A 25,734-nucleotide genomic window follows, 5' to 3' on the forward strand; every position below is an offset into this window, starting at 1 on the left:
GTGCTGCGGACCGCAGCTTTATTTGTAATTACATGCAACCATGCCGTAAGTTTCTGTAGCATTGTGGCGTTCCTGGCCTTCTGCTGCACTCCCCGACCATGCCCGCCCTGTCCCTTCGCCAGAAACTGCTGGCACCGCTGGTTTTCTGCCTTCTCGCGCTGCTTGCGCTCACCCTCTTCAACGCCTACCAGGCACGCGACAAGGCCTACGAGGCCCGGCAGCAGGCGCTGCGCGACTTCGTCGATGCGGGCGACAGCCTGATTGCGGCGATTGCCGCCGAGGCCAAGGCCGGCAAGCTGACAGAGGAAGAAGCCAAGGCCACCGCCATTGCCCGCGTGGGCCAGTTGCGCTATGCAGGCGGCGCAGGCTACATCACCAGCATCACCACGGATTCCGTGGTGCTGAACAATCCCGCAAGCCCGGGCATCAACGGCAAGAACATGGGCGGCTTCCAGGATGCCAAGGGCAACTACCTGTACCGCAACATTGCCGCCGTGGGCGCGTCGGCCCAGGGCAGCGGCTACCTCACGTACTGGTGGCCCCGCCCCGGCGCCAAGGAGCCCAGCGAGAAGCTGGCCTATGCCAGGCGCTCCACGGCCTGGAACTGGGACCTGATCGCTGGCGACTATGTGGACGACATCCAGCAGGCCTTTGTCGCCACCATCACCAAGTCGGTGGCGGCACTGGCCGTGCTGGGCGCACTGCTGTCCCTGATCGCGTGGCTGGCCACGCGCAGCGTGCTCAATGCCATTGGCGGCGAGCCGGCGGTGGCGGCCGAGATTGCCAACCGCATCGCCTCGGGCGACCTGTCGCAGTCGGGGCTGGCGGGCGCAGCCCAGGCCCCCGAAGGCAGCGTGATCGCCGCCGTGCAGCGCATGAGCGAGCAGCTGCGCCAGCTGGTGACGCGCATCCATGAAACGGCCGGCGTCATCCACCGCTCGGCCGGCGAGATCGCCACGGGCAGCGTGGACCTGTCGCAGCGCACGGAGCGCCAGGCCAGTTCGCTGGAAGAAACCGCCGCCTCCATGGAGCAGCTCACGGCCACCGTGCACCAGAACGCCGAGAACGCCCAGCACGCCAGCCAGATCGCCTCGGGCGCCTGTTCCGTGGCCGAGCGCGGCGGCTCCGTGGTGGACCAGGTGGTGGCCACCATGGGCGAGATCAACAGCTCCTCGCGCCGCGTGGTGGACATCATCGGCGTGATCGACGGCATTGCCTTCCAGACCAATATCCTCGCGCTGAATGCGGCCGTGGAAGCGGCGCGCGCGGGCGAGCACGGGCGCGGCTTTGCCGTGGTGGCGGGCGAGGTGCGCACGCTGGCACAGCGCAGCGCCTCGGCCGCGCGCGAGATCAAGACGCTGATCCAGACCTCGGTGGAAAGCGTGGACGCCGGCGCCACCCTGGTGGACCAGGCCGGCCAGACCATGCGCGAGGTGGTCACCACGGTGCGCAACATCACGGGCATCGTGACCGAAATCGCCTCGGCCAGCCGCGAGCAAAGCAGCGGCATCGAGCAGGTGGGCCATGCCGTGACCGACATGGACCGCGTGACCCAGCAAAACGCCGCCCTGGTCGAGCAGTCCTCGGCTGCCACGCAGGTGCTGCAGGAAGAATCGGAGAAGCTGTCGCGCCTGACGGCTTCGTTCAAACTCTAGAGCCGGCTCTGCCCTCCCTGCCTCCCCTTTCCTTTCCTCCCCTTCTTCCATCCCCATGATCACCTGCTACCTGCGCTACATCATCGACCCGTTCAAGGCCAAGGAATTCGAGGAGTACGGCAAGACCTGGATTCCTCTGGTCGAGAAATTCGGCGGCAAGCACCACGGCTACTTCCTGCCGTCCGAAGGCGCCAACAATGTGGCGCTGGCCATGTTCAGCTTCCCCAGCATGGCGCTGTACGAGGAGTACCGCATCAAGTCCATGCAGGACCCCGAGTGCCAGGCCGCCTTCCGCTACGCGGAGGACACGCGCTGCATCCTGAGCTACGAGCGCAGCTTCATGCGCCCGGTGTTCGGCTGAACCTCCCCCGCGCCACGCCCATGTGCGTGGCGCGCGTTTGCAAATACGGAATCGGTATTTTCACAACTGAAGCACGCTAACTAGCATCCATCCCATTGCAATCTTTTGAGGATGGAGCGCGTGAACAAGCGTCGTTTCCTGCTGGCCGGCCCTTCTCTGCTGGCCGCTGCCGCCCTGGCTTCCACCACCGCCGCGCGGGCTGCGGCCGACCCCAGGACCCGATTGGTCGTCGCCGACCAGAGCGAGCTGCTGCGCCACCTGCTGGATGCCAGCGGCGAGCGCAAGCGCCTGGGCTTTCAGCTGGAGCTGCCCAACTTCGCGGGCGGCCCGGCCATCTTCGAGGCCATACGCGCAGGCGCGCTGGACATTGCCTATGTGGGCGACACGCCGCCCATCCAGGCGCGCGCCGCCGGTGTGCAGCTGCCCATCATCGCCACCTTCACGCGCGAGCGCGCCCAGTACCGGCTGGTGCAGCGTGCCGATGCAGGCATAGAGCGCCTGGCCGACCTGCGCGGCAAGCGCCTGAGCTATGTGGAAGGCTCGGGCCGCCAGGTCTTCCTGATCGAGGCATTGACACGCGCGGGCCTGACGCTGGCCGACGTGAAGCTGGTCAACCTGCGCGTGGCCGAACTCAACGACGCGCTGCGCGCCAAGGCCGTGGACGTGGCCGTGCTCATGGAGCCCCATGTCACGCGCCTGGGCAAGCAGATCGGCGCGCGGCCCGTGCCCGATCCGCAGGAGCGCACGCTGCTGCCCGCCACCTCGTACCTCTATGCCCGGCCCGAGGTGCTGGCCGACCCGGCCAAGTCCCAGGCCATCGTCGATTTCCTTGGCGCCTTCGTGCGCGCAGGCAAGTGGAGCAATGGCCACGAGCAGGAATGGGGCCGCCACTACTACACGCAGTTCCAGCGCATCGATGCGGAGAGCACGGCGGCCATCCTGGCATCGCAGTCCGACCTGCTGTTCCAGACGGCCGCCGAGGCGCAACCCCACCACCAGAAGCTGATCGACATCCTGCACGCCGCCGGCAGCCTGCCGCAGCGGCTGGATGCGGCCGGCTCCTTCGTGTCCACCTACGACCGCGTGATCGTGGCCAACCGATGAACCGGCCAGAAAACACACGATGACGCAAGCGCAACTGGATATCAACGCGGCCGGTCTGGCACCGGCCACCGCAGCCACCGCTCAATCCGAGCCCGCCACCCGGGCCGCCGTGCAACTGGTGCCCGCGCGCCTGTCGCAGGGCGCGCTGCTGGTGGGCCCCGGCCTGCTGCTGGTGCTGTGGGAGGCGGCCTCGCGCCTGGGCTGGCTGTCGCCCGAGACACTGACCGCGCCCTCGCAGGCCCTGGTCGCCGGCTACGGCATGGTGGCCGACGGCAGCCTGCTGCCCCACCTGCTGGCATCGGCAGGCCGTGCCTACAGCGGGTTGCTGCTGGGCGTGGTGGCTGGCGTGCTGCTGGCCCTGGCCTCGGGCCTGACGCGCACGGGCGAGGCCCTGCTCGACGGCTTGGTGCAGATCAAGCGCGCCGTGCCCACGCTGGCGCTGATTCCCCTGGCCATCATCTGGCTGGGCATTGGCGAGTCCATGAAGATCTTTCTGATCTTCACGGCCGTGCTGGTGCCCGTCTACATCAATACCCACGCGGCCCTGCGCGGCATCGACATCGGCCATGTGGAGCTGGCCCAGACCCTGGGCCTTTCGCGCGCCGAATTCATCCGCAAGGTGGCGCTGCCGGGCGCGCTGCCGGGCTTCTTCGTGGGCTTGCGCATTGCCGTGTCGCTGTGCTGGACGGCGCTGGTGGTGCTGGAGCTGATCAACACGCAGACCGGCATCGGCTACCTCATGAACCGCGCCCGCGACTGGGGGCAGACCGATGTGATCGTGGTGGGCATCCTCATCTACGCCCTGCTGGGCCTGCTGTCCGACGCCGTGGTGCGCCGCGTCGAGGCGCATGTGCTGTCCTACCGGAGGTCGCTGGGATCATGAGCCATCACCCCACCCCGGGCGCCGTGCGGCTGCAGCGCTTCACGCGCAGCTTTGGCGGCAAGAACGTGCTGGACGCCATCGACCTGGACATTGCCCCGGGCCAGTTCGTGGCCCTGCTGGGCGAGTCCGGCTCGGGCAAGACCACCTTGCTGCGCGCGCTCGCCGGGCTGGACGGCCATGCGCAGTCCAGCGGCGCGGCCAGTGCGCAGGGCAATGTCTCCGTGCTGTTCCAGGACGCGCGCCTGCTGCCCTGGCTGTCGGTGCTGGACAACCTCACGCTGGGTCTGGACGCCCGCGCCGTGCTGCCCGCAGCACGGCAAATCCTGCACGACGTGGGCCTGCAGGACAAGGCCGGCGCCTGGCCCGCCACGCTGTCGGGCGGCCAGAAGCAGCGTGCATCGCTGGCCCGCAGCCTGCTGCGCGACCCGCACGTGCTGCTGGCCGACGAGCCCTTCGGCGCGCTGGACGCGCTCACGCGCATGCGCATGCACGGACTGCTGCTGCGCCTGGTCGAGCGCATACGGCCCACGGTCATCCTCGTCACCCACGACGTGGACGAATCCCTGCTGCTGGCCGACCGCATCCTGGTGCTCAGGGACGGCCGCATCGCCGAGGACCACGCCGTGGACCTGCCCCATCCCCGCCGCCCCGACCATCCTGCCTTCATGCAGCTGCGCGCCACCTTGCTGCGCAGCCTGGGCGTCGAGACAGAGATCGCCTGACGCCGGCCCCGCCCGCGAAACACCCCACACAACAAAGGACTGCTCCCATGTCTCGGCAACTGCACCTGAACCTGTTCCTCATGACGCGCGGCCACCATGAAGGCGCCTGGCGCCATCCCGGCGCCAACCGCAAGGCGCTCACCGACCTGGAGCTGTACGTCGATGCCGCACGCATCGCCGAGGCCGCCAAATTCGACGCCGTCTTCCTGGCCGACAGCCTGGTCGGGCCCGAGAACGGCCAGCAGATCACCTCGGGCCTGCTGGACCCGCTGGTGCTGCTGACGGCACTGGCACTGCGCACCGAGCGCATCGGCCTGATCGGCACCGCCTCCACCACCTACGGCCATGCCTACACGCTGGCGCGCCAGTTCGCCTCGCTGGACCATCTGTCCAAGGGGCGGGCGGGCTGGAACATCGTCACCTCCTGGGCGCCCAATGCGGGCCTGAACTACGGCCTGGCCGACAGCGTGGACCACGGCGACCGCTACCGCATCGCCGAGGAATTCGTGTCCGCCGTCGATGCGCTGTGGCGCAGCTTTCCAGCCAGCGCCCTGCTGGACGACACGGCGGCCGGCCAGTTCCTGGACGCATCGCAGATCCGGCCCATCCACTTCGAGGGCAAATACATCCGCACGCGCGGCCCGCTCAACGTGCCCGGCAGCCCGCAGGGCCGGCCCGTCTTCGTGCAGGCCGGCCAGTCCGAATCGGGCCGTGCCTTTGCCGCGCAATGGGCCGAGGCCATCTTCACGGCCCACGGCTCGCGGGAATCGGCCCAGGCCTTCTATGCCGACATCAAGGGACAGGCGCAGCGGCTGGGCCGCCGCCCGCAGGACATCGTGATCCTGCCCGGCATCAGCGCCGCCATCGGCTCCACCGAATACGAGGCGCGCCAGGTCTGGGAAGAGCTCGACAGCCTGACCAGCATCGAGGTCGGCCTGGCCCGCCTGTCCGCACGCTTTGGCGGCCACGACTTCTCGGCCGTGCCGCTGGACCGCCTGCTCACGCGCGACGACTTCCCCGATCCCGACAAGGTCGAAGCCTCGCGCAGCCGCGCCGTGGGCTACGTGGAAACCAGCCTGCGCGACGGCCTCACCCTGCGCGGCCTGCTCAAGCGCCTGGCCGGCGCCCGCGGCCACCTGGCCGTGGCCGGCACGCCCGAACAGGTGGCCGACATCATCGTAGACTGGTTCAGGCACGGCGCAGCCGACGGCTTCAACGTCATGCCGCCCATACTCAACCAGCAGTTCGAGCTGTTCACCAGCGAAGTCGTGCCGATCCTGCGCAAGCGCGGCCTGTTCCGCGAGGAATACGAAAGCCGCACGCTGCGCGGGCACTTCGGGCTGGGGGAGCTGGCGGGGACGGGGGCGGGTGGTGCCCCAGCCGCCCGCCCAAGGGAGCAAGCGCTGGCGGCTTGACCGATGCGGCGCAGCGGCTGCACAGACAGGCCTACAGCAGAATGTCCGCCGTGGGGTACTTCCAGAAGTCGCGCAGCAAATAGCTGATCGGCAGGTTCAGATTCGTGGAGTTGGGTGGAATCGGCTGCAGGAACCACTTCTCGTAGATGGGGTGGATTTCGCGGCTGGTGATGATCCGCTTCATCTCTTCATCGACCAGTTTCTTGAACGCGGTATCGGCCTTCGGCAGCATGATCGCCAGGGGTTCGGTGGACAGGAACTTGCCCACCACCTTCAGGGCACGTGGATCGGGCCGTGCAGCGGCCAGCCCGTTGAGAAGCACGTCATCCATCACGAACGCGTCGGCTTCGCCCTTCTCCACCATCTCCAGGGCCCTCGCGTGATCGGGGGCCTCCACAATGGTGATGCCCATGAGGCGCTGCCTGTTGGCCTGCGTCACCAGGGCCATCGGGCTGGTGCCCTTGGTGGAGACCAGCTTTTTGCCCTTGAGATCCTCCATCGCGTTGATGGTGCTGTCGGCCTTCACGAGCATCCGGGCGCCGGTGATGAAATGGGGAACCGTGAACGCCACGGTCTGGCGCCGCTGCGCGTTGTTCGTGGTCGAGCCGCACTCCATGTCGGCCTTGCCCTGCTCGATCACGGCCATGCGATTGGCGGGCGTGACCATCAGGAACTCCACCTTCATGTCCTTCCTGCCTGTCTGCTTGCGCACCGCCTCGGCCAGGCGAAGGCACAGATCCAGCGCATAACCGACGGGCTTGCCGCTGCGGGTGTCGATGTAGGAGAAGGGAACCGACGATTCCCGGTGCGCAATCACCAGCGCGCCACCGGCCTGGATCTTGTCCAGCACACCGGCTGCAGATACACCGCTCAAGGCCCACAGGCCCAACGCACCCAACGCGATTCCCCACTGGCGAAAGATCATCTGAGTCCTTGGCTCGCAAGCGCCGGGCGGCGCCCAGCAGGTTGTGACAGGTTATACACGTATTGTTACCAGGTGCGCAAACCTGGGCTGCTGGCGGTTTCGGTGGCAGCTTGGGCACTGGCTTTTCCCCCTCCCCCGTTATGGCAGGATCACCAGCACCAGAATTACCGAGGGAACTCCCATGCTGATCAACTGCGTTGCCTACGAAAACGGGGCCAAGCTGGCGGACATTCCTGTCGCCGACATCAGCAACTACATAGAGCGGCCCGGCTGCTTCGTCTGGGTGGCGCTGGCGGACGCCACGCCGGCCGAACTGGAGGAGATGCGCCAGGAGTTCGGCCTGCACGCCCTGGCCGTGGAGGATGCGCTGCACGGCCACCAGCGGCCCAAGCTGGAGGAGTACGGCAGCTCGCTGTTTGCCGTGATGCACCTGCTGGAGCCCGAGCCCGAGCGGCCCGGCCACTTCAACCACGGCGAGGTCGATGTCTTCGTGGGCTCCAACTACGTGCTGTCGGTGCGCAACCGCAGCAAGCGCGGTTTCCTGGGCGTGCGCGAGCGCTGCGAGAGCGAGCCCGAGCTGCTGCGCCATGGCTCGGGCTTTGTGCTGTATGCGCTGATGGATGCGGTGGTGGACCGCTACTTTCCCATCATCGACGCGCTGGAGGTGGAGCTGGAGCAGATCGAGCAGCAGATCTTCACCAAGGGCGCGGCGCGCGACAACATCAAGCAGCTGTATGAACTCAAGGGCCGCGCCATGGACCTCAAGCACGCCGTGGCCCCCCTGCTGGAAGCCGTGGGCAAGCTCAACGGCGGGCGCGTCCCCCAGATCTGCGTGGGCTCCAGGGACTACTTCCGCGATGTGATGGATCACCTGGGCCGCATCAACGCCCAGATCGACACCATGCGCGACACCGTGGGCACGGCCATCCAGGTGAACCTGTCCATGGTGTCCATCGAGGAAAACGAAGTCACCAAGCGGCTGGCAGCCTGGGCCAGTATCTTCGCCATCTGCACGGCCTTCTTCGGCGTCTGGGGCATGAACTTCGAGAACATGCCCGAACTGAAGTGGCAATACGGCTATCCGGCCGCGCTGCTGTTCGTGCTGGGTGTTTGCGGCCTGCTCTACTACAAGTTCCGCAAGGCGGGGTGGCTGTAGGCGGCGGGAAGGCGAGCGGTGCCAGGGTATTCACCCAGCCGCACCGTCACAGCCGCGTCACACATCCACGCCACCATCCCAGGCGCCAACTCCTGGACGCCCGGATTCCCCACCATGTACGACGAACTTCTGCCCGACCACCATGATTCGCTGATGCAGCGCATCGAACGCGATCTGCTCGACAGCTACGACGAAGAACTGGAGATGGAGATAGACGACGCCCGCCTGGGCAGCGGTGGCGACGATCTGGACGGTGCCGACACCGTGAGCCGCCAGACCTACTTCCGCGAGCTGCTGCGCCTGCAGGGCGAGCTGGTCAAGCTGCAGGACTGGGTGCAGCACCACAAGAAGAAGGTGGTCATTCTCTTCGAAGGCCGCGATGCGGCCGGCAAGGGCGGCGTGATCAAGCGCATCACCCAGCGCCTGAACCCGCGCGTATGCCGCGTGGCCGCCCTGCCCGCGCCCAACGACCGCGAGCGCACGCAATGGTATTTCCAGCGCTATGTCTCCCACCTGCCTGCGGGTGGCGAGATCGTTCTCTTCGACCGCAGCTGGTACAACCGCGCGGGCGTGGAGCGTGTGATGGGCTTTTGCTCCGACGAGGAGTACGAGGAGTTCTTCCGCTCCGTGCCCGAGTTCGAGAAGATGCTGGTGCGCTCGGGCATCACGCTGGTGAAGTACTGGTTCTCCATCACCGACGAGGAGCAGCACCTGCGCTTTCTGGGCCGCGTGCACGACCCGCTCAAGCAGTGGAAGCTCAGTCCCATGGACTTCGAGAGCCGCCGCCGCTGGGAGGACTACACCAAGGCCAAGGAAGCCATGCTGGAGCGCACCCACATCGCCGAGGCGCCCTGGTGGCTGGTGCAGGCCGTGGACAAGAAGAAGGCCCGGCTCAACTGCATCTCCCACCTGCTGACGCAGCTGCCCTACGAGGAGATAGAGCACCCGGCCATCGTGCTGCCCGAGCGCACGCGCAACCCGGAGTACACGCGCAACCCGGTTCCCCAGCACATGTACGTTCCGGACAAGTACTGACACCCCCTGAGGCGCTTCGCGCCTTCCCCCTCTCTACCCGCTTTGCGGGGGAGGGGGACGACACCCTCGGTGCGGGGGCGGCCCTTCCTTGGTGTCTCTGGCTTCAGCAAGTGCCCATTTCATGCGCACGGCCGACTTTCAGACCTTATGTGCCTCGCCGTCCTCCACGGATGCCTCGGGCCACTCAGAGGACGCGGAGGGCTCGGAAGACTCGGACGCCTCAGGCGTCTCTGGCGCTGGCTCTGCCTCGGCGACTGCAGCCGCCTGCGGCACCTCGGCAACCTCTACAACCTCGGCCGCACGCTTGCGCCGGTCCTGCTCCAGCAGCGCGGTCAGCGCCGCGTGGATGCGTTCCAGCGTGCCGCCCGGGTTGACCCACCAGTCCGTGGACCAGATGCGCAGAATCTGCCAGCCCAGGCCGCGCAGCACCTGCTCGCGCAGCTTGTCGCGGTCGCGCGCCGTGGCCGAGCGGTGGTAGGTGGCGCCGTCGCACTCCACGCCCGCCAGGTAGCTGCCCGCATGGTCCGGGTGCACCACGCCCAGGTCCACGCGGAACGAGGATGCGCCGATCTGCGTGTGCACGCGCCAGCCCTTGCGCTCCAGCGCCTGGGCCACGCTGGCCTCGAAGGGGCTGTCGAAATCGCCCTGGCTGCCATGGTGCGACTCGGCCAGCGCGCGCGGGCCGCGCTCGGCAAATTCCAGGAAGTGCTTGAGATCGCGCACGCCCGCCGCCTGGGTGCGCGACAGGTCCATCTGCTCGCCGCGCAGGCTGGAGAAGATGCGCAGCTCCTGCCTCGCGCGCGTCACCGCCACGTTCAGCCGCCGCTCGCCGCCGTCGCGGTTGAGCGGGCCGAAGTTCATGGACACGGCGCCCGAGATATCGGGCCCGTAGGTGATGGAAAAGTACATGATGTCCCGCTCGTCGCCCTGCACGCTTTCCAGGTTCTTGACGAAGACGGGCTCCAGCAGTGCATCGGAGAAAAACGGCTCCAGCCCCGGGTCCTTGCGCCGCTCTTCGTCCAGCAGGTCCTCGATCAGGCTTTGCTGCTCGGAGTTGAAGGTGACCACGCCGATGGTGGCACCCGACTGCGCAAACCCCGGCGACTTCAGCCGCGCCACCAGGTCGGCCACCAGGGCCTTGGCCTCGGGCTGGTTGATGCGGGCGCCACCTTTTTCATAGCGGCCCTGCACGGCGTGGAAGCTGACGGCGCGGTCATCGGTGACGGGCGAGGGAAAGGTCACCAGCCCGCCGCCGTAGTAGCGGTGGTTGCTGAAGGCGATCAGGCTTTCATGGCGCGAGCGGTAGTGCCACGACAGGTTGCGCGTGGGCAGGCTGGCACCCAGGCATTCGTCCAGGATGCTTTCCATGTCGCCTTCCACGCCCTGCGTGTCGTCGTCGAAGGTGTCGGAGGTGTCGGCGCGGCCGAAGAAGCTGGTGGGCGGCAGTTGCTTGGGGTCGCCCACCATCACCACCTGCCTGGCACGCGCCATGGCGCCGATGGCGTCCCAGACGGGGATCTGCGAGGCCTCGTCGAAGATGACGATGTCGAAGTTGCTGGTCTCGGCGCTCAGGTACTGGGCAATGGACAGCGGGCTCATCAGCAGGCAGGGCGTCAGGCGCAGCACGGCCGACGGGATCTGCTCCAGCAGCTGGCGCAGCGGCAGGTGCTGGCGCTTCTTGGTGATCTCGCGCCGCAGGATGCCCCACTCGCTGTTGCGCTGGATGCTGTCGGCCGACGGCAGGCCCGCGCACAGCCGCGCACGTATCCACTGGCGTGTGACGGAGGTGAATTCATCGTCCAGCGCGCGGAAGTCGGCAATGCGCCGCTCATGCTCGGCAGAGACGAAGCGCTTGAGCACCTCGTCCTCGTCCACGGCCAGCGCCAGCCACCAGCGCGCGTAGTTGACCTCGAAGGCCTGGGGCGCCTGGGCCGGTTCCAGGCTGCCGGACTCGATGGCGTCGGCCAGCGCACCCAGCCCGCCCGCGCGGGCCGCGGCCTGGGCATTGCGCCAGGCGCACCAGGCATGCAGGCCGCCCTGCCCGGCCAGCACGCCGCCCGCCGTGGCCGCCAGCTGCTCGGCCGTGCGCTGGGCCAGGGCACGCTGCTGCGACTCGCCATGGGCTGCCGCCGCGCTGAAGGGGTCTATGGCCGCGTGCAGGCCGGCCAGGCTGTCCAGCAACTGCTGGCAGGCCATGCCGACCGCGGCACCCTCGCCCAGCTCGGCGCTGCGCAAGGCCAGCACCTGGTGCAGCGCCTGGCGTGCCTGGGCCAGCTCGGCCTCCTGCCAGCCCAGCCCGGTCAGCCCTGCCTGCAGCGATCCCTGCAGGCGCAGCGCATGCTCCACGGCTTGCGGGCGCGTGTCCAGGCCGTCCCAGACGCCGGGGCAGCGCAAGCGCAGCTCGTCCAGCGCCAGCAGTTGTTCCTCGATGGCGCTGCGGGCCGCCAGTTGCGCATGGGCCTGCTGCAGCGCCGCGCCACAGCGGCCCTGGGCCACGGCGGCGTGCGATGCCATCAGGCCGCCGCGCCGCGTCAGCTGCAGGCGCTCGCGCTCGAAGGCCAGCGCGTCCTGCAAGGCCTGGGCATCGGTTTCCAGGCCGCGCCACAGGCCGTGGCTGGCATCGGCCAGCGGCAGGTAGCCATCGAGCTGGCGGTCGATCTGGTACAGGGCCTGCAGGCGCTGCACTTCGGCCGCCCAGCGCTCGCCGCCATGGCCTTCGGCCACGGCCTCCAGTCCATCGAGCGAGAAGGACTTCTGCGCACGCGCGGCCAGCAGGGCCGCATTGGCCTTCAGGGCGCTGCGCGCATGGTCGGTGCGCGTGCGGTGTCCGGCCCACAGGCCGTCGGCTGCGGCGCCGGGCTGGATCTGGTCCAGTTCCTCGCGCAGGCCCCGGATGCGCACCAGGGCGGCCAGGTCATCGGCCACGCGCGGCTCGCCCGCGCCTTCGATGGTGGCCTCCAGCGCCGCGCGCACCTTGCGCCGGCCCAGCCAGGACAGCGGCCACAAGGACTTGCCGGCTCTGGCCCATTCGCGCTGCAGCTGCGAGACATTGAGCTGGCCCACGCCCGCGCCGTACTTGACGGACAGGCCCTGGCGCAGCGCCGCGATCTCGTCGATGCACTGCAGGCCGCGTTCCAGCTCGTCGCCCAGGGCCACGGGCCAGGGCGTGCCCAGCCCGGCCTGCAGGCGCCGGCGCTGCGCCAGCAGGTCCAGCGCCTGGGCCAGGCGCGCCTGCAGCTCGGCCGGCCAGGGCGCCAGCATCTGTGCGGACAGATCACCGTGCTGCGCCAGCAGCTGCAGGCCCGATTGCAGGGATTCTCCAATGCGCGCGCCGTCAGGCAGCACGCAGAAAGCCAGGTTGCGGCCTGCGGCCGCAGGCAGCGCGCGCGCGATCACGCCCAGCGCCGAGCGCGCCTGGCGTCCCAGCGCCGGCCACTCGATGCGCAGCAGCCGGCCCAGCTGCTGCGCCGCCTCGGCAAAGCCCTGGCCTGCATCGTGCAGGGCCTGGGCGGCATCCACCATCTGCTGCTGCCAGCGCACGGACCAGTCGCTGGCCTGCACCGTGGCCAGCGGCCCGTCCTTCAGATGCTGCGCGCCAACGGCCTGGGCATTGGCCTGCAGGCGGCCCGCAGTCTCGCGCAAAAGGGCCAGGCCCGCTTCGTCATGGGCCTGGGGCGTGGGCCAGTGAAATCCCAGGCGCGGCAGCGCCTGGCCACCGGCCACGGCGCCAATGGCGCGGTAGATGGTCCAGCCGTTGGCGTGGCGCCGGTGCAGGCGCTCCACATAGGCCGACAGCTGCTCGCGCAGGCGGCCGAGCTGGCTGGCCTTGGCGGCCCAGGCCTCGGCATCCACCTGGCCATGCGAGTCCCAGGATTTCTGCAACTGGCCCAGCACGTCGAGCTTGCGGCTCTTGTTGGAGTGCAGCTCCAGGCAGAACTCGCCCAGGCCCACTTCGCGCAGGCGGCGGTAGACCACGTCCAGCGCGGCGATTTTCTCGGCCACGAAGAGCACGCGCTTGTCCTCGGCCAGGCACTGCGCGATCAGGTTGGCAATGGTCTGGCTCTTGCCCGTGCCCGGCGGGCCGATGAGCACGAAGTCCTTGCCGCGCGCAGCGGCCATCACGGCCGACAGTTGCGATGAATCGGCCGGCAGCGGGCTGAAGACCTGCTGCGGCGCGAACTCCTGGTCCAGCCGCCGCGTGTCGGGAAAGGCGATCTCCGAGCGATAGGGCTCGCGCGGCGTGTCGATCAGGTGGGCGACCACGGGCGAGCTGCGCAGCTGGTCGGCGCGCTCGGCCAGGTCCTTCCACATCAGGTATTTGGCGAAGGAGAACATGGACAGCACCACGTCCTCGCTGACCTCCCAGCCGCGCACGTCCTTGATCGCCTCGCGCACGCGGGCCCAGATGCCGGTGATGTCCAGCCCGGCCTCGTCGCGCGGCAGGTCGCCTGCGGGCACGCCCAGCTCCAGCTGGAAGTCCTGGCGCAGCATCTCGACCAGCGTGGGGTTGAAGCGCGGCTCGTCCTCATGCGCCTGCAGCGTGAAGCCCGAGCGCGCGCTCTTGCGCTCCAGCGTGACGGGCAGCAGGATCAGCGGCGCGCGCACGCGCACATCGGGCTTGTCGGGCCGGCTCCAGACCAGAAAGCCCAGGGCCACGAACAAGGTGTTGGCGCCGCCTTCCTGCAGCGCGTTGCGCGCGCCGCGAAACAGCTCCACAAAGCGGCTGTCCAGCTCCAGCGGCTCCAGGTCGATGAAGACCTCGCGCCGCTGCAGCGCCTCTTCGGCGTGCGCGCCGCGCAGGTCTTCCAGGCTGCGCGCCTCGTGCAATGGCTGGCTGCGCGGGTCCTTGCCCTGCATGAGCTCGGGGCTGGGCAGCAGCTTGAGCACCTGGCCCCGGGCCAGCGTGTCCTCCAGCGCGGGCGCGGCCACCTGCAGCAGCAGCGATTTCTTGCCAGGCTTGAAGTTGAGCAGCGCATTGCGCAGCGACAGGTCCAGCAGCCGGCGCTGCCAGCGCGCCAGCCTGTCCTTGGGATCGAGCTGGGAGGTGGGCACTTCGCGTGTCTGCGCCTGCGCCAGGAGTTCGGGCGGCGGCTCCACGGTGAGCCGTGGCTCGGCCTGTCCTTCACCGGCCTCGGGCGCGGCGTCCTGCGGCTGGGCCAGCGCCAGCGGGCGGATGCGCTGCATGCGCGCGCGCCGCACATCCACCAGCAGCTCGAACTGGTCCTCATGCTCTTCGGCCAGCTGGCGCGCGCCCTGGGCAATGGCCTGGCTGAAGGCCACGGCCTGGCCTTGCGCGGCCAGCGTGGTCTCGAAGACCACCAGCTCCTGCAGCTTGAGCCGCTTGCGCACGGCCGTGATGTCATCGACCACGGCGGTCGAGAATTCCTGCCTGCCCAGCCACAGGCCCACGAAGGCATGGCCGCGCGTGAAGACCAGCAGCGGGTTCAGGTGCGCCTGCTCCAGGCAGGAGGCGAACAGCAGCGTCAGGTCCAGGCAGGTGGCCAGGCCCGCATCCAGCACCTGGGACGCGCCGCGTATCTTCTGGCCCGCATGCTCGAAGCTGGCCGGCGGCAGCGCGTAGTTGAGTTTCTTCTGGAGCACGGAAGTCCAGATGGCCGAGGCCAGTTCCCAGGCGCGCTGCGGCCCCTGCTCATAGCCGTTGATGGCGCCGGACTTGCCCGCCGCCTCCAGCGCCTGCGCCGCGCCCTTGAGGATGCGGTCCACGGCCGGATCGTTGGGTTGCACGAAGGCCGCCACCATCTCGGGCAAATGCCCCAGGCCGCCCCACTGGTTGCGGGCCAGCAGTTCCAGCGGGTGTTCGTGCCGGGCCAGCACCGTCTGTGCCGGCTGGCCGCTGCGCAGCTCCAGCCGCAGCACGGCAGGCTCGGCCTCGGTCAGGCGCGAGAGCAAGGCGCCGTCCAGCGCCACATCCAGGTCGGTCAGCGCATAGGTGCTGTGCGCGGCCACCGACTCCAGGCGCCAGGTGCGCGGCTTGATGAAGGCAGGCTCCGAGGCCAGGTGCAGGCTCAGCGCCTGCAGCGGCAGCTCGCCCTCGTTGACGATGGCCAGCTCCAGCAGCGCGGGCACGGCGTTCTGGAAGTCGGCGAGATTGAGCTTGGCGACGGTGCCGATGCGCAGCTGTATGGCCGTTTGCGGCGCCTGGGCGGCGGCGGGGGCGGCATCTGCGGGGGAATCTCGGCGGGGGTCTTCTGTCATGCGCGGTAGTCCTTGGCTGGCCAGCAGGCGGCGGGAACTGTCGAAATCCCGTCATATTCCTGGCCCGACGATTGTCCGCTGCGAATGGGGCGCCGTGTCCGAGATGGGCGGTTTTCAGGGGTCACTGTTTGCAAAAAATGAGAGCAGGAAACCGCGCCGAGAGCGCCAATCCGCAGGGCCGGCCATCACTTCATCAATCACTTCATGTACGAGCGCATCACCGACAGCACAAGGTCCACCTCGTCATCACGGGCCTGGCCGCCGGCCGTGCCATCGGCCAGATGGGTGCGCACATGGCCCTCGAGCACCTCGAAGATCATGCCGTTGACGGCGCCGCGCACGGCTGCCAGTTGCTGGAGGATGGCCGCGCAGTCGTGCTCGGCCTCGAGCGCGCGCTCCAGCGCCTGGGCCTGGCCCTGGATGCGGCGGATGCGCGTGAGCAAGCGCTTCTTGTTCTGAATCGTATGTGCCATGAAGGCCATTCTAGGCGCCTGCATATACTGGGGTACAGTATCTGCATGCGCAGCATTCCATCCCTCTCGACCGCTGGCGGCGCCAGCCCCAGGCAGCATTCACACCGTTTCGACGAAGGCAACCCGCTGGGCGAGCGCCGTGCCATGCTGGCTGCGGGGCTGACGGCGGCCATGATGGTCGGGGAGATCGCAGGCGGGTACGGATTCAACTCCATGGCGCTGCTGGCCGATGGCTGGCACATGGGATCGCACGCGCTGGCGCTGGGGCTCTCAGCTGGCGCCTATGCGGCCGCGCGCAGATTGGCGGGCGATACGCGCTTTGCCTTCGGCACCTGGAAGATCGAGGTGCTGGCCGGCTACACCAGCGCCATCTTGCTGCTGCTGGTGGCGGGCGGCATGGCCTGGCAGTCGGTGCAGCGCCTGTTCTCGCCCTCGCCCATCCATTACGAGCAGGCACTGGGCGTGGCCGCACTGGGCCTGCTGGTCAACCTTGTCTGCGCCTGGCTGCTGAAGGGCGGGCACGGGCATCACCATGGTCACGACCACGGACATCACCACGGGCACGGCAGGCATGCGCACGGCGGCCACGCGGGCGACCGCCATCACGGCGACCACGGTGACCATGACGACCACGGCGATCTCAACCTGCGCTCGGCCTACCTGCATGTGCTGGCCGATGCCGCCACCTCGGTGATGGCCATCGCCGCCCTGTTCGGCGGCATGGCCTGGGGCCTGGGATGGCTGGACCCGGCCATGGGCCTGGCCGGCGCCGTGCTGGTGGCGGCATGGGCCATGGGCCTGCTGCGCGACAGCAGCCGCGTGCTGCTGGACGCCGAGATGCACGCCCCCGTGGTCAGCGAGGTGCGTGAGGCCATCGCCCAGGCGCCGTTTGCCGCGCAGATCTCCGACCTGCATGTCTGGCGCGTGGGCAAGGCGCGCTACGCCTGCATCGTGGCACTGGACGCGCCCGCAGGCGTGGACCCCGATGCCGTGCGCCAGTTGCTTGGCGTGCATGAGGAACTGGTCCACGTCACGGTGGAGGTCAACCGGCCGCAGCCGGCTGCGACACACTGAGCCTATTGCGCGCCGGCCACCGCAGCCTGGCGCGCACCGGGCTGCTTGAACAGCTTGAAGTACGGCGTGTTCGACGGATTCACCGGGATGTCGAACTTGCGCACCATGGCATAGGTCTGGATCTGGTCGTGCAGCGGCAGGTAGATCAGCTCCTTTTGCACCGTGCTCCAGATGGAGTGGATGGTGGCATCGCGCTTGCGCGCATCGCCCTCGGAGGCCAGGGAGACGATCTGGCTGTCCAGCTCGGCATTGCTGTAGCGCGTGGCATTGGTGTTGCCCCGGCCATTCTTGCCGCGCGTGTGCACCAGGTAGTCGAAGACGTAGGCCGAGTCATAGGTGGGCACGCCCCAGCCGTAGAGGTAGAAATCCGTCTCCTGGTTGTTGATGGCCGCCGTCTGGATGGCCAGCGGCCGGGACGACACGGCCGTCTTCACGCCGATGCGGCCCAAAAAGCCGGCGATGGCCTGGCAGATGGCCTCGTCGTTCAGGTAGCGGTCGTTCGTGCAATGCAGGGTGATGCCGAAGCCGTTGGGATAGCCGGCCTCGGCCAGCAGCTTCCTGGCCTGGGCCAAGTCGGCCTTGCCCACGGCGCCAAAGGATTTCTCGTAGCCATGCACAAAGGGCGGCGCAATGATGTTGGTGGGCACGGACAGGCCGCGCATCACGGCGCGCTGTATGGCCTGCCGGTCTATGGCCAGCTGGAAGGCCTGGCGCACGCGCAGGTCAGCCAGCGGGTTCTTGTCCTTCACATCGGAATGCGACAGCGGGGCGGCGCCCACGTTCAGGCCCAGGAAGATGGTGCGGTTCTCGGCGGCCTGGTTGATGCGAAAGCGCGGGTCGGCGCTCAGGCGCGCAATGTCCTGGATGGGCAGGTCCTGCACGAAGTCCACCTCGCCCGACAGCAGCGCCGCCACGCGCGTGGCCTGGGACTTGATGGGCAGGTAGACCAGTTCGTCGATCTCCAGCGGGAACAGCCCCTTGCCCCAGTAGCCGGGAAACTGCCGCAGCACGGTGCGCGTGTCCTGCTCGCGCGAGGCGATGACGTAGGGCCCCGTGCCGTTGGCGTTGCGCGTGGCGTAGTTCTCTTCCTTGGCCAGCGCGTTCTGCGGCTGCTCGGCACCATGGGCCTTGGCCCAGGCGGCGCTCAGGATCTGGATGTTGATGAGGCTGGCCGGCAGCAGCGGGTTGGGCCCGTTGGTCCTGATGTGCACGGTGAAGGCATCGACCTTGGTCACGTCGGTGATCGAGGTCAGCAGCGAGCGCATGTCCGAGGTGGCCGAGCGCGCGCGGCGCAGCGAGAACAGCACGTCGTCGGCCGTGAACAGGCTGCCGTCATGAAACTTCACGCCCTTGCGCAGCTTGAACTCCCAGACCGAGGGGTCGGCAGTCAGCGCCCAGGACGTGGCCAGGGTGGGCAGCAGCTTGCCATCGGCCGTGCGGATGATCAGCGGCTCGTAGATCTGGTGCAGCAGGTTGTGGTTGGGGCCGTTGTTCAGCGCGTGCGGGTCCAGCGTGGATGCGTCGGTGGAGCGCGCCCAGCGCAGGGTTTCGGCCTGGGCGGGCGGTGCGCACAGCAAGGCTGCGGCCAGGGCGGGGAGCAGTGCGGAAGTTCGCAGGGTGCGCAAGTGGGTGCGCAGCAGGGAAAGGCGAGGCAGGAAGCGTCTTTGGGTCATGAAGTGTCCTGGCAGCCGGAACAAGATCGCAGAAAGGCGGCGGCGGGTGCCGCGCCGGCTGCACCAGACGGCCGATTGTGTGGAGCCACCAGCCCGCCGCAAAGCCCGATTGCGCCTATGCAAATGCGCTGCGCGCAGATGCAAAGCGCTGCGACAGCAGGGCGTACAGCGCGCGCAGGCCCTGGGCTTCGCCGCCCCTGGGCCGGCCGGGGCGCTCCTCCAGATTCCAGGCGAACAGGTCCAGGTGCAGCCAGGGCAGCTCGGGCGGCACAAAGCTCTCCAGGAACAGCGCAGCCGTGATGGCGCCGCCCTGTGGCGTGCTGGCGGCGTTGAGCAGGTCGGCCTGGTCGGAGCGGAGCATGCGGCGGTACGGCGCCCACAGGGGCAGGCGCCACAGCGGGTCGGCCTGCGCGCGGCCCTGGGCCAGCAGCTCATCGGCCCAGCCGTCATGGTTGCTGAACAGCGCGGGCAGGTCCGGCCCCAGCGCCGTGCGCGCAGCGCCCGTGAGCGTGGCCAGGTCGATCAGCAGCGCGGGCGGCGTGGGCGCGCTGCGAATGGCGTGGTGCAGCGCATCGGCCAGCAGGAGCCGGCCTTCGGCATCGGTGTTCTCGATCTCCACGCGCCGGCCGTCACCGGCCTCGATGATGTCGCCGGGCCGCAGCGCACCGGCACCCACGGCGTTCTCCACCGCAGGCACCAGCAGCTTCAGGTGGATGGGCAGGCCCGCCTGCATTAGCAGATCGGCCAGGGCCAGGGCGTGTGCGGCGCCGCCCATGTCCTTCTTCATCCAGCGCATGCCTGCGGCGGGCTTGAGGTCCAGCCCGCCGGAGTCAAAGCACACGCCCTTGCCGATGAGCACCACATGGGGCAGCGCGGCATCGCCCCAGGTCAGCTCGGCCACGCGCGGCGCCTGGGCCGCCCGGGACGCCGCCCGACCCACGGCGTGCACCAGGGCAAAGCCTGCGGCGGGCAGCTCGTCGCCCACCCATTGCCGGTAGCGCGCGCCATGGCGCGCGGCCAGGTCGGCCACGGCCTGGGCCAGCTGTTCGGGACCCAGCTGGTTGGCAGGCAGGTTGACCAGCCGCCGCACCTCGCCAATGGCGGCGGCCATTGGCGCGACGGCGGCCTGCTCATCGGGGCTTGCCACCAACCGAGCGAGTGATAGAGCGAGTGATGGAGCGGTTGCCGCATCCGACTGCCGCGCCTGGCGGGTCGATGGCAGCGCGCCCAGTGCCCAGCCCAGCAGCAGATGCGGCCTCTGAGCCTCATCCGCATCGGCGAGCGCATAGGTGCCGGGCGGCAGCGCAGCCGGCAGGCCGGCCAGCTGCCACAGCAGCTGGTCCGGGTCCACGCCGACCAGCACGCCAGCGAGGGCAGTGCCCTCGCCCTGCCCTTCCCTCTGCACTTCGCTCTGCATGCCGGGCAACAGCAGGATGCGGCCCGGCTGCGCATCAAAGCCTGCGGCGCGCGCCCATCGGGCCTGGGCCGGGGACAGTTGCTCCAGCACGGCCGCCAGCGTGGCGGGCGTGGCACGGTGCAAGGCCGTGGCGGGTTGGGATGAAATGGCAAAGGCGCCGGGGCGGGAATCGGAATGGACGGTTGTGACGGGGCTGGACATGGCGTGGTCAAAGCGCGCCAGCCTAAAGGCCAACCTGGCTATCGCAAACAAGCCTGCCGCATATGGATATGCGCAAACCCCTGATGGAAGGCAGCGCCAGAGCACAGCCATCGACGGCACAGGATGCCTGCCATGGTGCCAGCATATAATTAGCTGCCATACAATATACCAGCATCACACCCGGCGCACAGCGCCTCAACCCCAGGAAACACCATGTCCCACTATCTGGTCGAGCTCTATTCCCCCAACCCCGCCTGGCTGGCCCTGCCCGCCGCGCAGCGCCAGCAGTTTCTGGACGCGGTTGCCAGCGCCATGGGCGGCCTGGCTGCCATGGGCGTGCAGGTGCTGGCCCTGGCCGAGACCGAGCGCGGCCTGGACCAGGCCAGCCCGCACCGCTTCCTGGGCATCTGGCGCTTTCCCGATACCGCCGCGCGCGATGCCCTGCTGGCGGGCATCAAGGCCAGCGGCTGGTACGGCTACTTCGACCATGTGAACGCGGCCAGCGGCACCGGTGGCCTGGAAAGCCATCTGAAGGCGCTGGCCGAGGTCTGAGGCGGACGGGCGATGGGTGATGAATGGGTGCAGGATGGATGCTGCAGCGCCGGCGCTACGGCTGAATCGGGCAGCCCAGACGCTTGAGCGTCTCGTCGATCCATGGCGCGCTGTAGGTACCGGCAGCGATGTCGGCCACCATCTTGGCCTCAACCATCTGTTTTCCATGTGCTGCATCCAGCAGGGCCTGCGCCTGCGCATAGGGTACGCACAGCAAGCCGTCGTCATCGCCAATCATGAGGTCGCCGGGCTCGATCACCATGCCATCGATGGCGATAGGCACATTGATTTCGCCCGGGCCATCCTTGTAGGGTCCGCGGTGCGTGACGCCCGCGGCAAATACCGGGAAGCTGCCAGCACGAATCCATGCCGCGTCGCGGATCGCGCCGTTGATCACGATCCCGCCCAGCTGGCGGCGCATGGCGTCTCCGACCATGATTTCTCCGATGAGTGCGTTGGTGAGGTCGCCGCCCGCATCCACCACGATCACGTCACCTGGGCTGGCCAGTTGAAGTGCCTTGTGGAGCATGAGGTTGTCGCCCGGGCGTGTCTTGATGGTCAACGCGGGGCCGGCCATGCGCCCGCCGCCGTGCATGGGGCGCAGCCGCGCGCCGCCAGCCGTCATGCGGGCCATGCAGTCGCTGACGTTGGCGACAGGCACGTCGAGATAGCGCCTGGCAATATCCAGGCTGACAGCGCGTTGCCGCTTCAGAATTTGAAGACCGATCATGGTGTGGTGCTCAGAGTGGATGGAATGAAAGCCGTGCCGCTCAATCGAGCGTGGTGCCAGAGCTCTTGACGATGGGTGCCAGGCGTGCGCGGTCGCTGGCGTAGAGCCTGGCCATGTCCTGCGGTGTGCCGGTGATGAGTTCGGCGCCGGAGTCGGCGATCTTCCTGGCCGTGTCGGGTGCGTTCACCACCTTGTTGATGGCTTCGTTGAGCTGCCTGACGATGGCGTCGGAGGTGCCGGCCGGGGCCATCACGCCCCACACGCTGGCCAGCTCCACGCCCTTGATGCCGGATTCGGTGTAGGTCGGCACGTCGGGCAGCAGCTTGGAGCGGCTCGCGGTGGTCACGCCGATGGCGCGCACCTTGCCCGACTGGATGTGCGACAGCAGCGTGGGGATGGAGCCCATGTACATGTCGATGCGCCCGCCCAGCAGGTCGGGCATGGCCTGCGCCATGCCGCGAAACGGCACGTGGGTGAACTTCACATTCGAGCTTTTCTGCCAGGCCTCGCTGATGAGGTGCGAAATGGTGCCGGTGCCCGGCGTGGCAAAGCTCAGGCGCCCGGGTTCCTTCTTCGCCGCCTGAATGATGTCGTCCAGGGACTTGTACGGGGAATCGGCATTCACCACGAGCACGGCCGGGCCGGCTGCGACCAGGGCCACGGCGCGCAGGTCCTTGTCGGGGTTGTAGGTGAGCTTGGAGTACAGGAGCGGGTTGAGCACCACGTTGTCGGTCTGCGCCATCACCAGGGTCAGGCCGTCGGCGGGGGCCTTGGCCACCTGGTCCAGAGCCAGGTTGCCACCGGCACCGGGCTTGTTCTCCACCACGATGGCCCACCCATGGGCCTCGGTGAGCTTGGTGCCGACCAGCCGCGTGAGGTTGTCGGTGCCGCCACCGGCCGGAAAGGGCACGATGAACCTGATGGGCCGCTGCGGATAGGTGCCCTGGGCATGGGCCGGGGCCACGGCGGCAGCAGTCAGTGCCAGCAGGCCGGCGAGGGCCAGGCGGCGTCGGGTCGGGGTCGTCATTGCGGATGTCTCCTTTGGTGGTGTCGGTTGGCGCAGGGGTACGTTGATCAGGGGCGGCTGGCGAGCACGTGGCTGCCCAGCCAATCGATGGCCTCGTCGGTGGAGGTGCCGGTGAAGGGCTGCACCGCATGCGCCCGGGCCGTGGCGGCGAACAGCGCCTCGACGGCGGTCAAGGCGATGGGCGCCAGGCCGTTGCGGGCCATCTGCTGCCGGGCCTCGGCCACCTCGTTGCGGCGGCGTGCGGAATGCGGGATGTGCGTGCGCACCATGGACTCCATCAGCGTGCGCAGCGGTGTCTCGTCGATGTCCTGCAGCACGGCATGCAGTTGCTCGCGCAGGCCCATCTGCTGGGCCGTCACCAGGCACTCCACGGCCAGCGCCTCGGCCCCCTTGGTGTAGATGCTGCGCAGGAGCTTGAGCGCGGCGGCATCGCCCGGCTGTCCGCCCACCACGCGAACGGAGCCGCCAAGGGGCAAGAACAATTCCTGTACAAAACCGGCCTTGCCACCGGCCACGAGCAGCGGCGTCTTGCTGCCGCCCAGGTTGACCGCGCCGGTGATGGCCACGTCCACGAAGTGCACCGCCCTGCCCTGGGCGACGCGCCGGGCCAGCTCGCCGCATTCGCGCATCTCCTGCGGGTCGGCCGTGGTCATGTCCACATAGACCACGCCATCGCGCAGATGGGGCAGGCAGGCCTCGAACAGGCTGCGCGCCACGGTGCCGAACACGGCGCTCACCACCACGTCGGCCTCGGCCAGCCAGGCGCCGGGCGCGGCATGCACCTGCGCGCCAGCGGCCTGCACGGCGTCGGCAACCGCAGCGTTGGGCTGCAGCTCGCACAGGCCCACCAGGCTGTGCCCCTGCTCCAAAAAGGCCTGCATGTAGCAGGCGCCGACCATTCCAACACCCAGTATTGCGAACTTCATAAAAGTACAAATTTAAAACATTGAGCGCAGTCTATGGAGTGCATCCCAGATTCACTCATAGAGATTTCCCGTAGAACTGCGAATTTTTGTACTTATTTTGTACTTTTCTGGATGAAGCGCACCGCAGCGAGCCCTTCCGCCGTCACCTAGAATCGGCGCACCATCCCCACCCACCTGGTGCAAACACAGTGCAAAACGTGAAAGACAAGGCGTACGAGGTTCTGCGGCAGCGGCTTATCGGCGGCCACTACCGACCCGGCGAACAGCTCAAGGAGGAGCCCATTGCCCGCGACCTGGGACTGAGCCGCACGCCGGTGCGCAATGCGCTGCACCGCCTGGTGGAAGATGGCCTGGCCACCGATGGCGCGGGCCAGGGTATCCGCGTGTCGGAGTGGAGCGACTGGGATGTGGAGGAGACCTTCCAGCTGCGCATGCTGCTGGAGCCGTACGCCTCGTTCCTCGCGGCCACGCGCGGCGGCGAGGGGCTGGCCGATGAGCTGGAGGCCAGCAACCAGCGCATGGAGGCCGGCATTGCCGCTGGCCACGACGGCATTGGCGAGGTGCAGTCAGCCAACCGGGATTTTCACCACGCGCTGATCGAGGCATCGGGCTCGCCGCGCCTCAAGACCATGCTGGCGACGATGATCGACATGCCGATCATCAAGCGGTCGTTCTACATCTACACGCCCGAAGAGCTGGTGCAAAGCCTGCACCACCACTGCGACCTGGTGATCGCCATACGTGCCAGGGATGGAGAGCTGGCACGCCAGGTGATGCAGCTGCACCTGCGCATGTCCTACCACCGGTTCATGAAGCATCGGGGTGAATACCGCGCGGATGCATGAGCGGTGTCATGACCGGGGCTGAACCCTTTGCGCTGCCCCCACCCGGTACAGCCGCGGCAGCCAGACAAAGGCGATGAGGACCAGCACAACGCCTGCCAGCGCCATGGGCAGCACCATCGGCCAGGCACCGTGGTGCATCGTCGGATCGACAAATTGCGCCGCCAGCTGGCCGGCGCAGAAGGCCACGCACATGATCGCGAAGCCCGAACACGACACGGCCCGCCCGGCCAGCTGCGGCGGCAGACCACCCACCGCGCCCGCCTGGCCGCAAGGCTGGTGCAGGCCATGGCCCAGTGCATACACCGCGTGCCCCAGCAGCAGTGGAAAGGGCGAGGTCGGCGCCAGCACGCAGCCGGCGATCTGGATGCACGGCCCCAGCAGACTGAGCGTAGCGCCCAGCTGCACCGTGCGCACCGGCCCGTGGCGCGACAGCAGGCGCCGGCACCATGTGATGCCCAGGATGTAGACCAGCGAGCCGCCCGCTGGAATCCAGCCGTAGAGCACGGGCGACAGGCCGAACAGGTCGACGTACACCATCGGCGACAGCAGCAAAAAGCAGAAGATGCCGCCGTAGGTGGTTGCGGCCAGCGCCGTCCAGGCGCAAAAGCCGGGGTCGGCGAACACCTGGCGCACACCGCCAGCGGATACGGATACGGGTACGGATGCGAGGACCGGGGCAGACTCCGCCGGCGCTTGCCGCGTCTCGCTGAACATGCGCCAGCACAGTGCCAGCAAAGCCAGCGAGTAGACACCCATCGCCCCCAGCACCCAGCGCCAGCCGGCGGCCTGGACTGCCCATGCACCGGCAATCGGCGCCACCAGGGCCACCAGCCCCAGGCCCATCAGGCCGCGGGCCATGATGCGCGGCCCTTCATGGGCCGGATACAGGTCGCGCACCGCAGCCCGTGCGCACACCAGGATGGCCGCCATGGCCGCGCCCTGCACGGCGCGCCAGGCCACCAGTGCGTCCGCGCTGCCCGCCAGCGCACAGCCGGCCGCCGCTGCCGTGTAGCAGGCCAACCCCGTCAGCAGAACGGGCCGGCGCCCGAAGCGGTCTGCCAGCGGCCCGCACACCAGCTGGGCGACACCGAAGGCCAGCATGAACACGGTCAGGCTGCTGCTGGCCGAGCCCAGGTCGCGCGCGATCTCGGGCAACGCTGGCAGATAGCCATCGGTGGCGACCGGCTGCGCGGCCAGCAGCAGCGGCAGCAGCAGAAGAAAGGAAACGGAGCGGCGCGGGCCGGGATCGGCGAAGTTCATCTCAATGAAGCCTGGTCACGGCATGCAGCGCGTCGAGCGAGGGAGTTCGAAGGACGATACATGGCCAGTTGCGCGCCATGCATC

20 protein-coding genes are annotated in these 25,734 nt (G+C 68.4%); 11 read left to right on the top strand and 9 right to left on the bottom strand.

Annotated elements, in window-relative coordinates; all coding sequences use genetic code 11:
• The first annotated feature begins 98 nt into the window (after nucleotides 1-98).
• From ACN20X_RS20210 to ACN20X_RS20235, 6 genes are all read left to right on the top strand, one after another.
• Nucleotides 99-1,655, top strand: coding sequence for a methyl-accepting chemotaxis protein (locus ACN20X_RS20210; RefSeq protein ID WP_046987955.1), 1,557 nt, complete (start codon nucleotides 99-101; stop codon nucleotides 1,653-1,655).
• Nucleotides 1,656-1,710: 55 nt separating this feature from the next.
• The gene (locus ACN20X_RS20215; protein ID WP_012206218.1) at nucleotides 1,711-2,016 is read left to right on the top strand and encodes an NIPSNAP family protein; all 306 of its coding nucleotides are present in this window, start codon (nucleotides 1,711-1,713) and stop codon (nucleotides 2,014-2,016) included.
• Between the two features lie 111 nt (nucleotides 2,017-2,127).
• A complete protein-coding gene (locus tag ACN20X_RS20220; RefSeq protein ID WP_016446411.1) occupies nucleotides 2,128-3,120 on the top strand; it encodes an ABC transporter substrate-binding protein in 993 nt (330 codons plus the stop codon).
• A 19-nt stretch (nucleotides 3,121-3,139) separates the two neighbouring features.
• On the top strand, nucleotides 3,140-4,003 hold the full coding sequence (locus tag ACN20X_RS20225; RefSeq protein WP_034366761.1) for an ABC transporter permease: 864 nt from the start codon (nucleotides 3,140-3,142) through the stop codon (nucleotides 4,001-4,003).
• Nucleotides 4,000-4,725, top strand: coding sequence for an ABC transporter ATP-binding protein (locus ACN20X_RS20230; RefSeq protein ID WP_013801847.1), 726 nt, complete (start codon nucleotides 4,000-4,002; stop codon nucleotides 4,723-4,725). Before ACN20X_RS20225 ends, ACN20X_RS20230 begins: the two co-directional genes overlap by 4 nt.
• Before the next feature lie 47 nt (nucleotides 4,726-4,772).
• Entirely contained in the window at nucleotides 4,773-6,140 is a 1,368-nt protein-coding gene (locus ACN20X_RS20235; RefSeq protein WP_473209810.1) for an LLM class flavin-dependent oxidoreductase, read from the top strand.
• 31 nt (nucleotides 6,141-6,171) lie between these two features.
• Here the strand turns inward: ACN20X_RS20235 and ACN20X_RS20240 are convergent, their stop codons facing one another.
• Nucleotides 6,172-7,065, bottom strand: a complete 894-nt coding sequence (locus ACN20X_RS20240; RefSeq protein ID WP_016446415.1) for an amino acid ABC transporter substrate-binding protein — start codon at nucleotides 7,063-7,065, stop codon at nucleotides 6,172-6,174.
• A gap of 181 nt (nucleotides 7,066-7,246) precedes the next feature.
• Here ACN20X_RS20240 and corA point away from each other — a divergent pair, with 181 nt between their 5' ends.
• Complete coding sequence (gene corA / locus ACN20X_RS20245; protein ID WP_012206223.1) at nucleotides 7,247-8,221, top strand: magnesium/cobalt transporter CorA; 975 nt, start codon at nucleotides 7,247-7,249, stop codon at nucleotides 8,219-8,221.
• A gap of 114 nt (nucleotides 8,222-8,335) precedes the next feature.
• On the top strand, nucleotides 8,336-9,256 hold the full coding sequence (ppk2, locus tag ACN20X_RS20250) for a polyphosphate kinase 2 (protein WP_074922895.1): 921 nt from the start codon (nucleotides 8,336-8,338) through the stop codon (nucleotides 9,254-9,256).
• Between the two features lie 138 nt (nucleotides 9,257-9,394).
• On the opposite strand, the gene ACN20X_RS20255 is transcribed toward ppk2, so the two are convergent.
• Nucleotides 9,395-15,472 (bottom strand): DUF4011 domain-containing protein, encoded by a 6,078-nt coding sequence (locus tag ACN20X_RS20255; RefSeq protein ID WP_473209811.1) that lies wholly within the window; start codon nucleotides 15,470-15,472, stop codon nucleotides 9,395-9,397.
• A gap of 197 nt (nucleotides 15,473-15,669) precedes the next feature.
• Nucleotides 15,670-15,945: a metal/formaldehyde-sensitive transcriptional repressor gene (locus ACN20X_RS20260; protein WP_473209812.1), complete on the bottom strand. Its 276-nt coding sequence runs from the start codon at nucleotides 15,943-15,945 to the stop codon at nucleotides 15,670-15,672.
• A gap of 45 nt (nucleotides 15,946-15,990) precedes the next feature.
• Between ACN20X_RS20260 and dmeF the strand changes: the two genes are divergently transcribed.
• Entirely contained in the window at nucleotides 15,991-17,019 is a 1,029-nt protein-coding gene (gene dmeF, locus ACN20X_RS20265) for a CDF family Co(II)/Ni(II) efflux transporter DmeF (protein ID WP_016450413.1), read from the top strand.
• A 2-nt stretch (nucleotides 17,020-17,021) separates the two neighbouring features.
• Here the strand turns inward: dmeF and ACN20X_RS20270 are convergent, their stop codons facing one another.
• Both ACN20X_RS20270 and ACN20X_RS20275 read right to left on the bottom strand, forming a co-directional pair.
• The gene (locus tag ACN20X_RS20270; protein ID WP_016451452.1) at nucleotides 17,022-18,692 is read right to left on the bottom strand and encodes an ABC transporter substrate-binding protein; all 1,671 of its coding nucleotides are present in this window, start codon (nucleotides 18,690-18,692) and stop codon (nucleotides 17,022-17,024) included.
• Nucleotides 18,693-18,807: 115 nt separating this feature from the next.
• Complete coding sequence (locus ACN20X_RS20275; protein ID WP_473209813.1) at nucleotides 18,808-20,310, bottom strand: leucyl aminopeptidase family protein; 1,503 nt, start codon at nucleotides 20,308-20,310, stop codon at nucleotides 18,808-18,810.
• Between the two features lie 213 nt (nucleotides 20,311-20,523).
• On the opposite strand from ACN20X_RS20275, the gene ACN20X_RS20280 reads away from it, so the two are divergent.
• A complete protein-coding gene (locus tag ACN20X_RS20280) occupies nucleotides 20,524-20,862 on the top strand; it encodes a DUF6616 family protein (protein ID WP_017404661.1) in 339 nt (112 codons plus the stop codon).
• Between the two features lie 55 nt (nucleotides 20,863-20,917).
• On the opposite strand, the gene ACN20X_RS20285 is transcribed toward ACN20X_RS20280, so the two are convergent.
• From ACN20X_RS20285 to ACN20X_RS20295, 3 genes are read right to left on the bottom strand one after another with little or no spacing between them, the layout of a single operon-like run.
• Nucleotides 20,918-21,592 carry an RraA family protein gene (locus ACN20X_RS20285; RefSeq protein ID WP_016451449.1) on the bottom strand — a complete coding sequence of 225 codons (675 nt, stop codon included), beginning with the start codon at nucleotides 21,590-21,592 and terminating at the stop codon, nucleotides 20,918-20,920.
• 40 nt (nucleotides 21,593-21,632) lie between these two features.
• Nucleotides 21,633-22,619: a Bug family tripartite tricarboxylate transporter substrate binding protein gene (locus ACN20X_RS20290; RefSeq protein ID WP_061289450.1), complete on the bottom strand. Its 987-nt coding sequence runs from the start codon at nucleotides 22,617-22,619 to the stop codon at nucleotides 21,633-21,635.
• Between the two features lie 47 nt (nucleotides 22,620-22,666).
• On the bottom strand, nucleotides 22,667-23,545 hold the full coding sequence (locus ACN20X_RS20295; protein ID WP_473209814.1) for an NAD(P)-dependent oxidoreductase: 879 nt from the start codon (nucleotides 23,543-23,545) through the stop codon (nucleotides 22,667-22,669).
• 188 nt (nucleotides 23,546-23,733) lie between these two features.
• Between ACN20X_RS20295 and ACN20X_RS20300 the strand changes: the two genes are divergently transcribed.
• Complete coding sequence (locus tag ACN20X_RS20300) at nucleotides 23,734-24,390, top strand: GntR family transcriptional regulator (RefSeq protein ID WP_012206234.1); 657 nt, start codon at nucleotides 23,734-23,736, stop codon at nucleotides 24,388-24,390.
• A 6-nt stretch (nucleotides 24,391-24,396) separates the two neighbouring features.
• Here ACN20X_RS20300 and ACN20X_RS20305 read toward each other — a convergent pair whose 3' ends face one another.
• A complete protein-coding gene (locus tag ACN20X_RS20305; protein ID WP_473209815.1) occupies nucleotides 24,397-25,650 on the bottom strand; it encodes an MFS transporter in 1,254 nt (417 codons plus the stop codon).
• Nucleotides 25,651-25,734 lie beyond the last annotated feature (84 nt).

It is taken from the genome of Delftia sp. PX-1 (genome assembly GCF_055797465.1).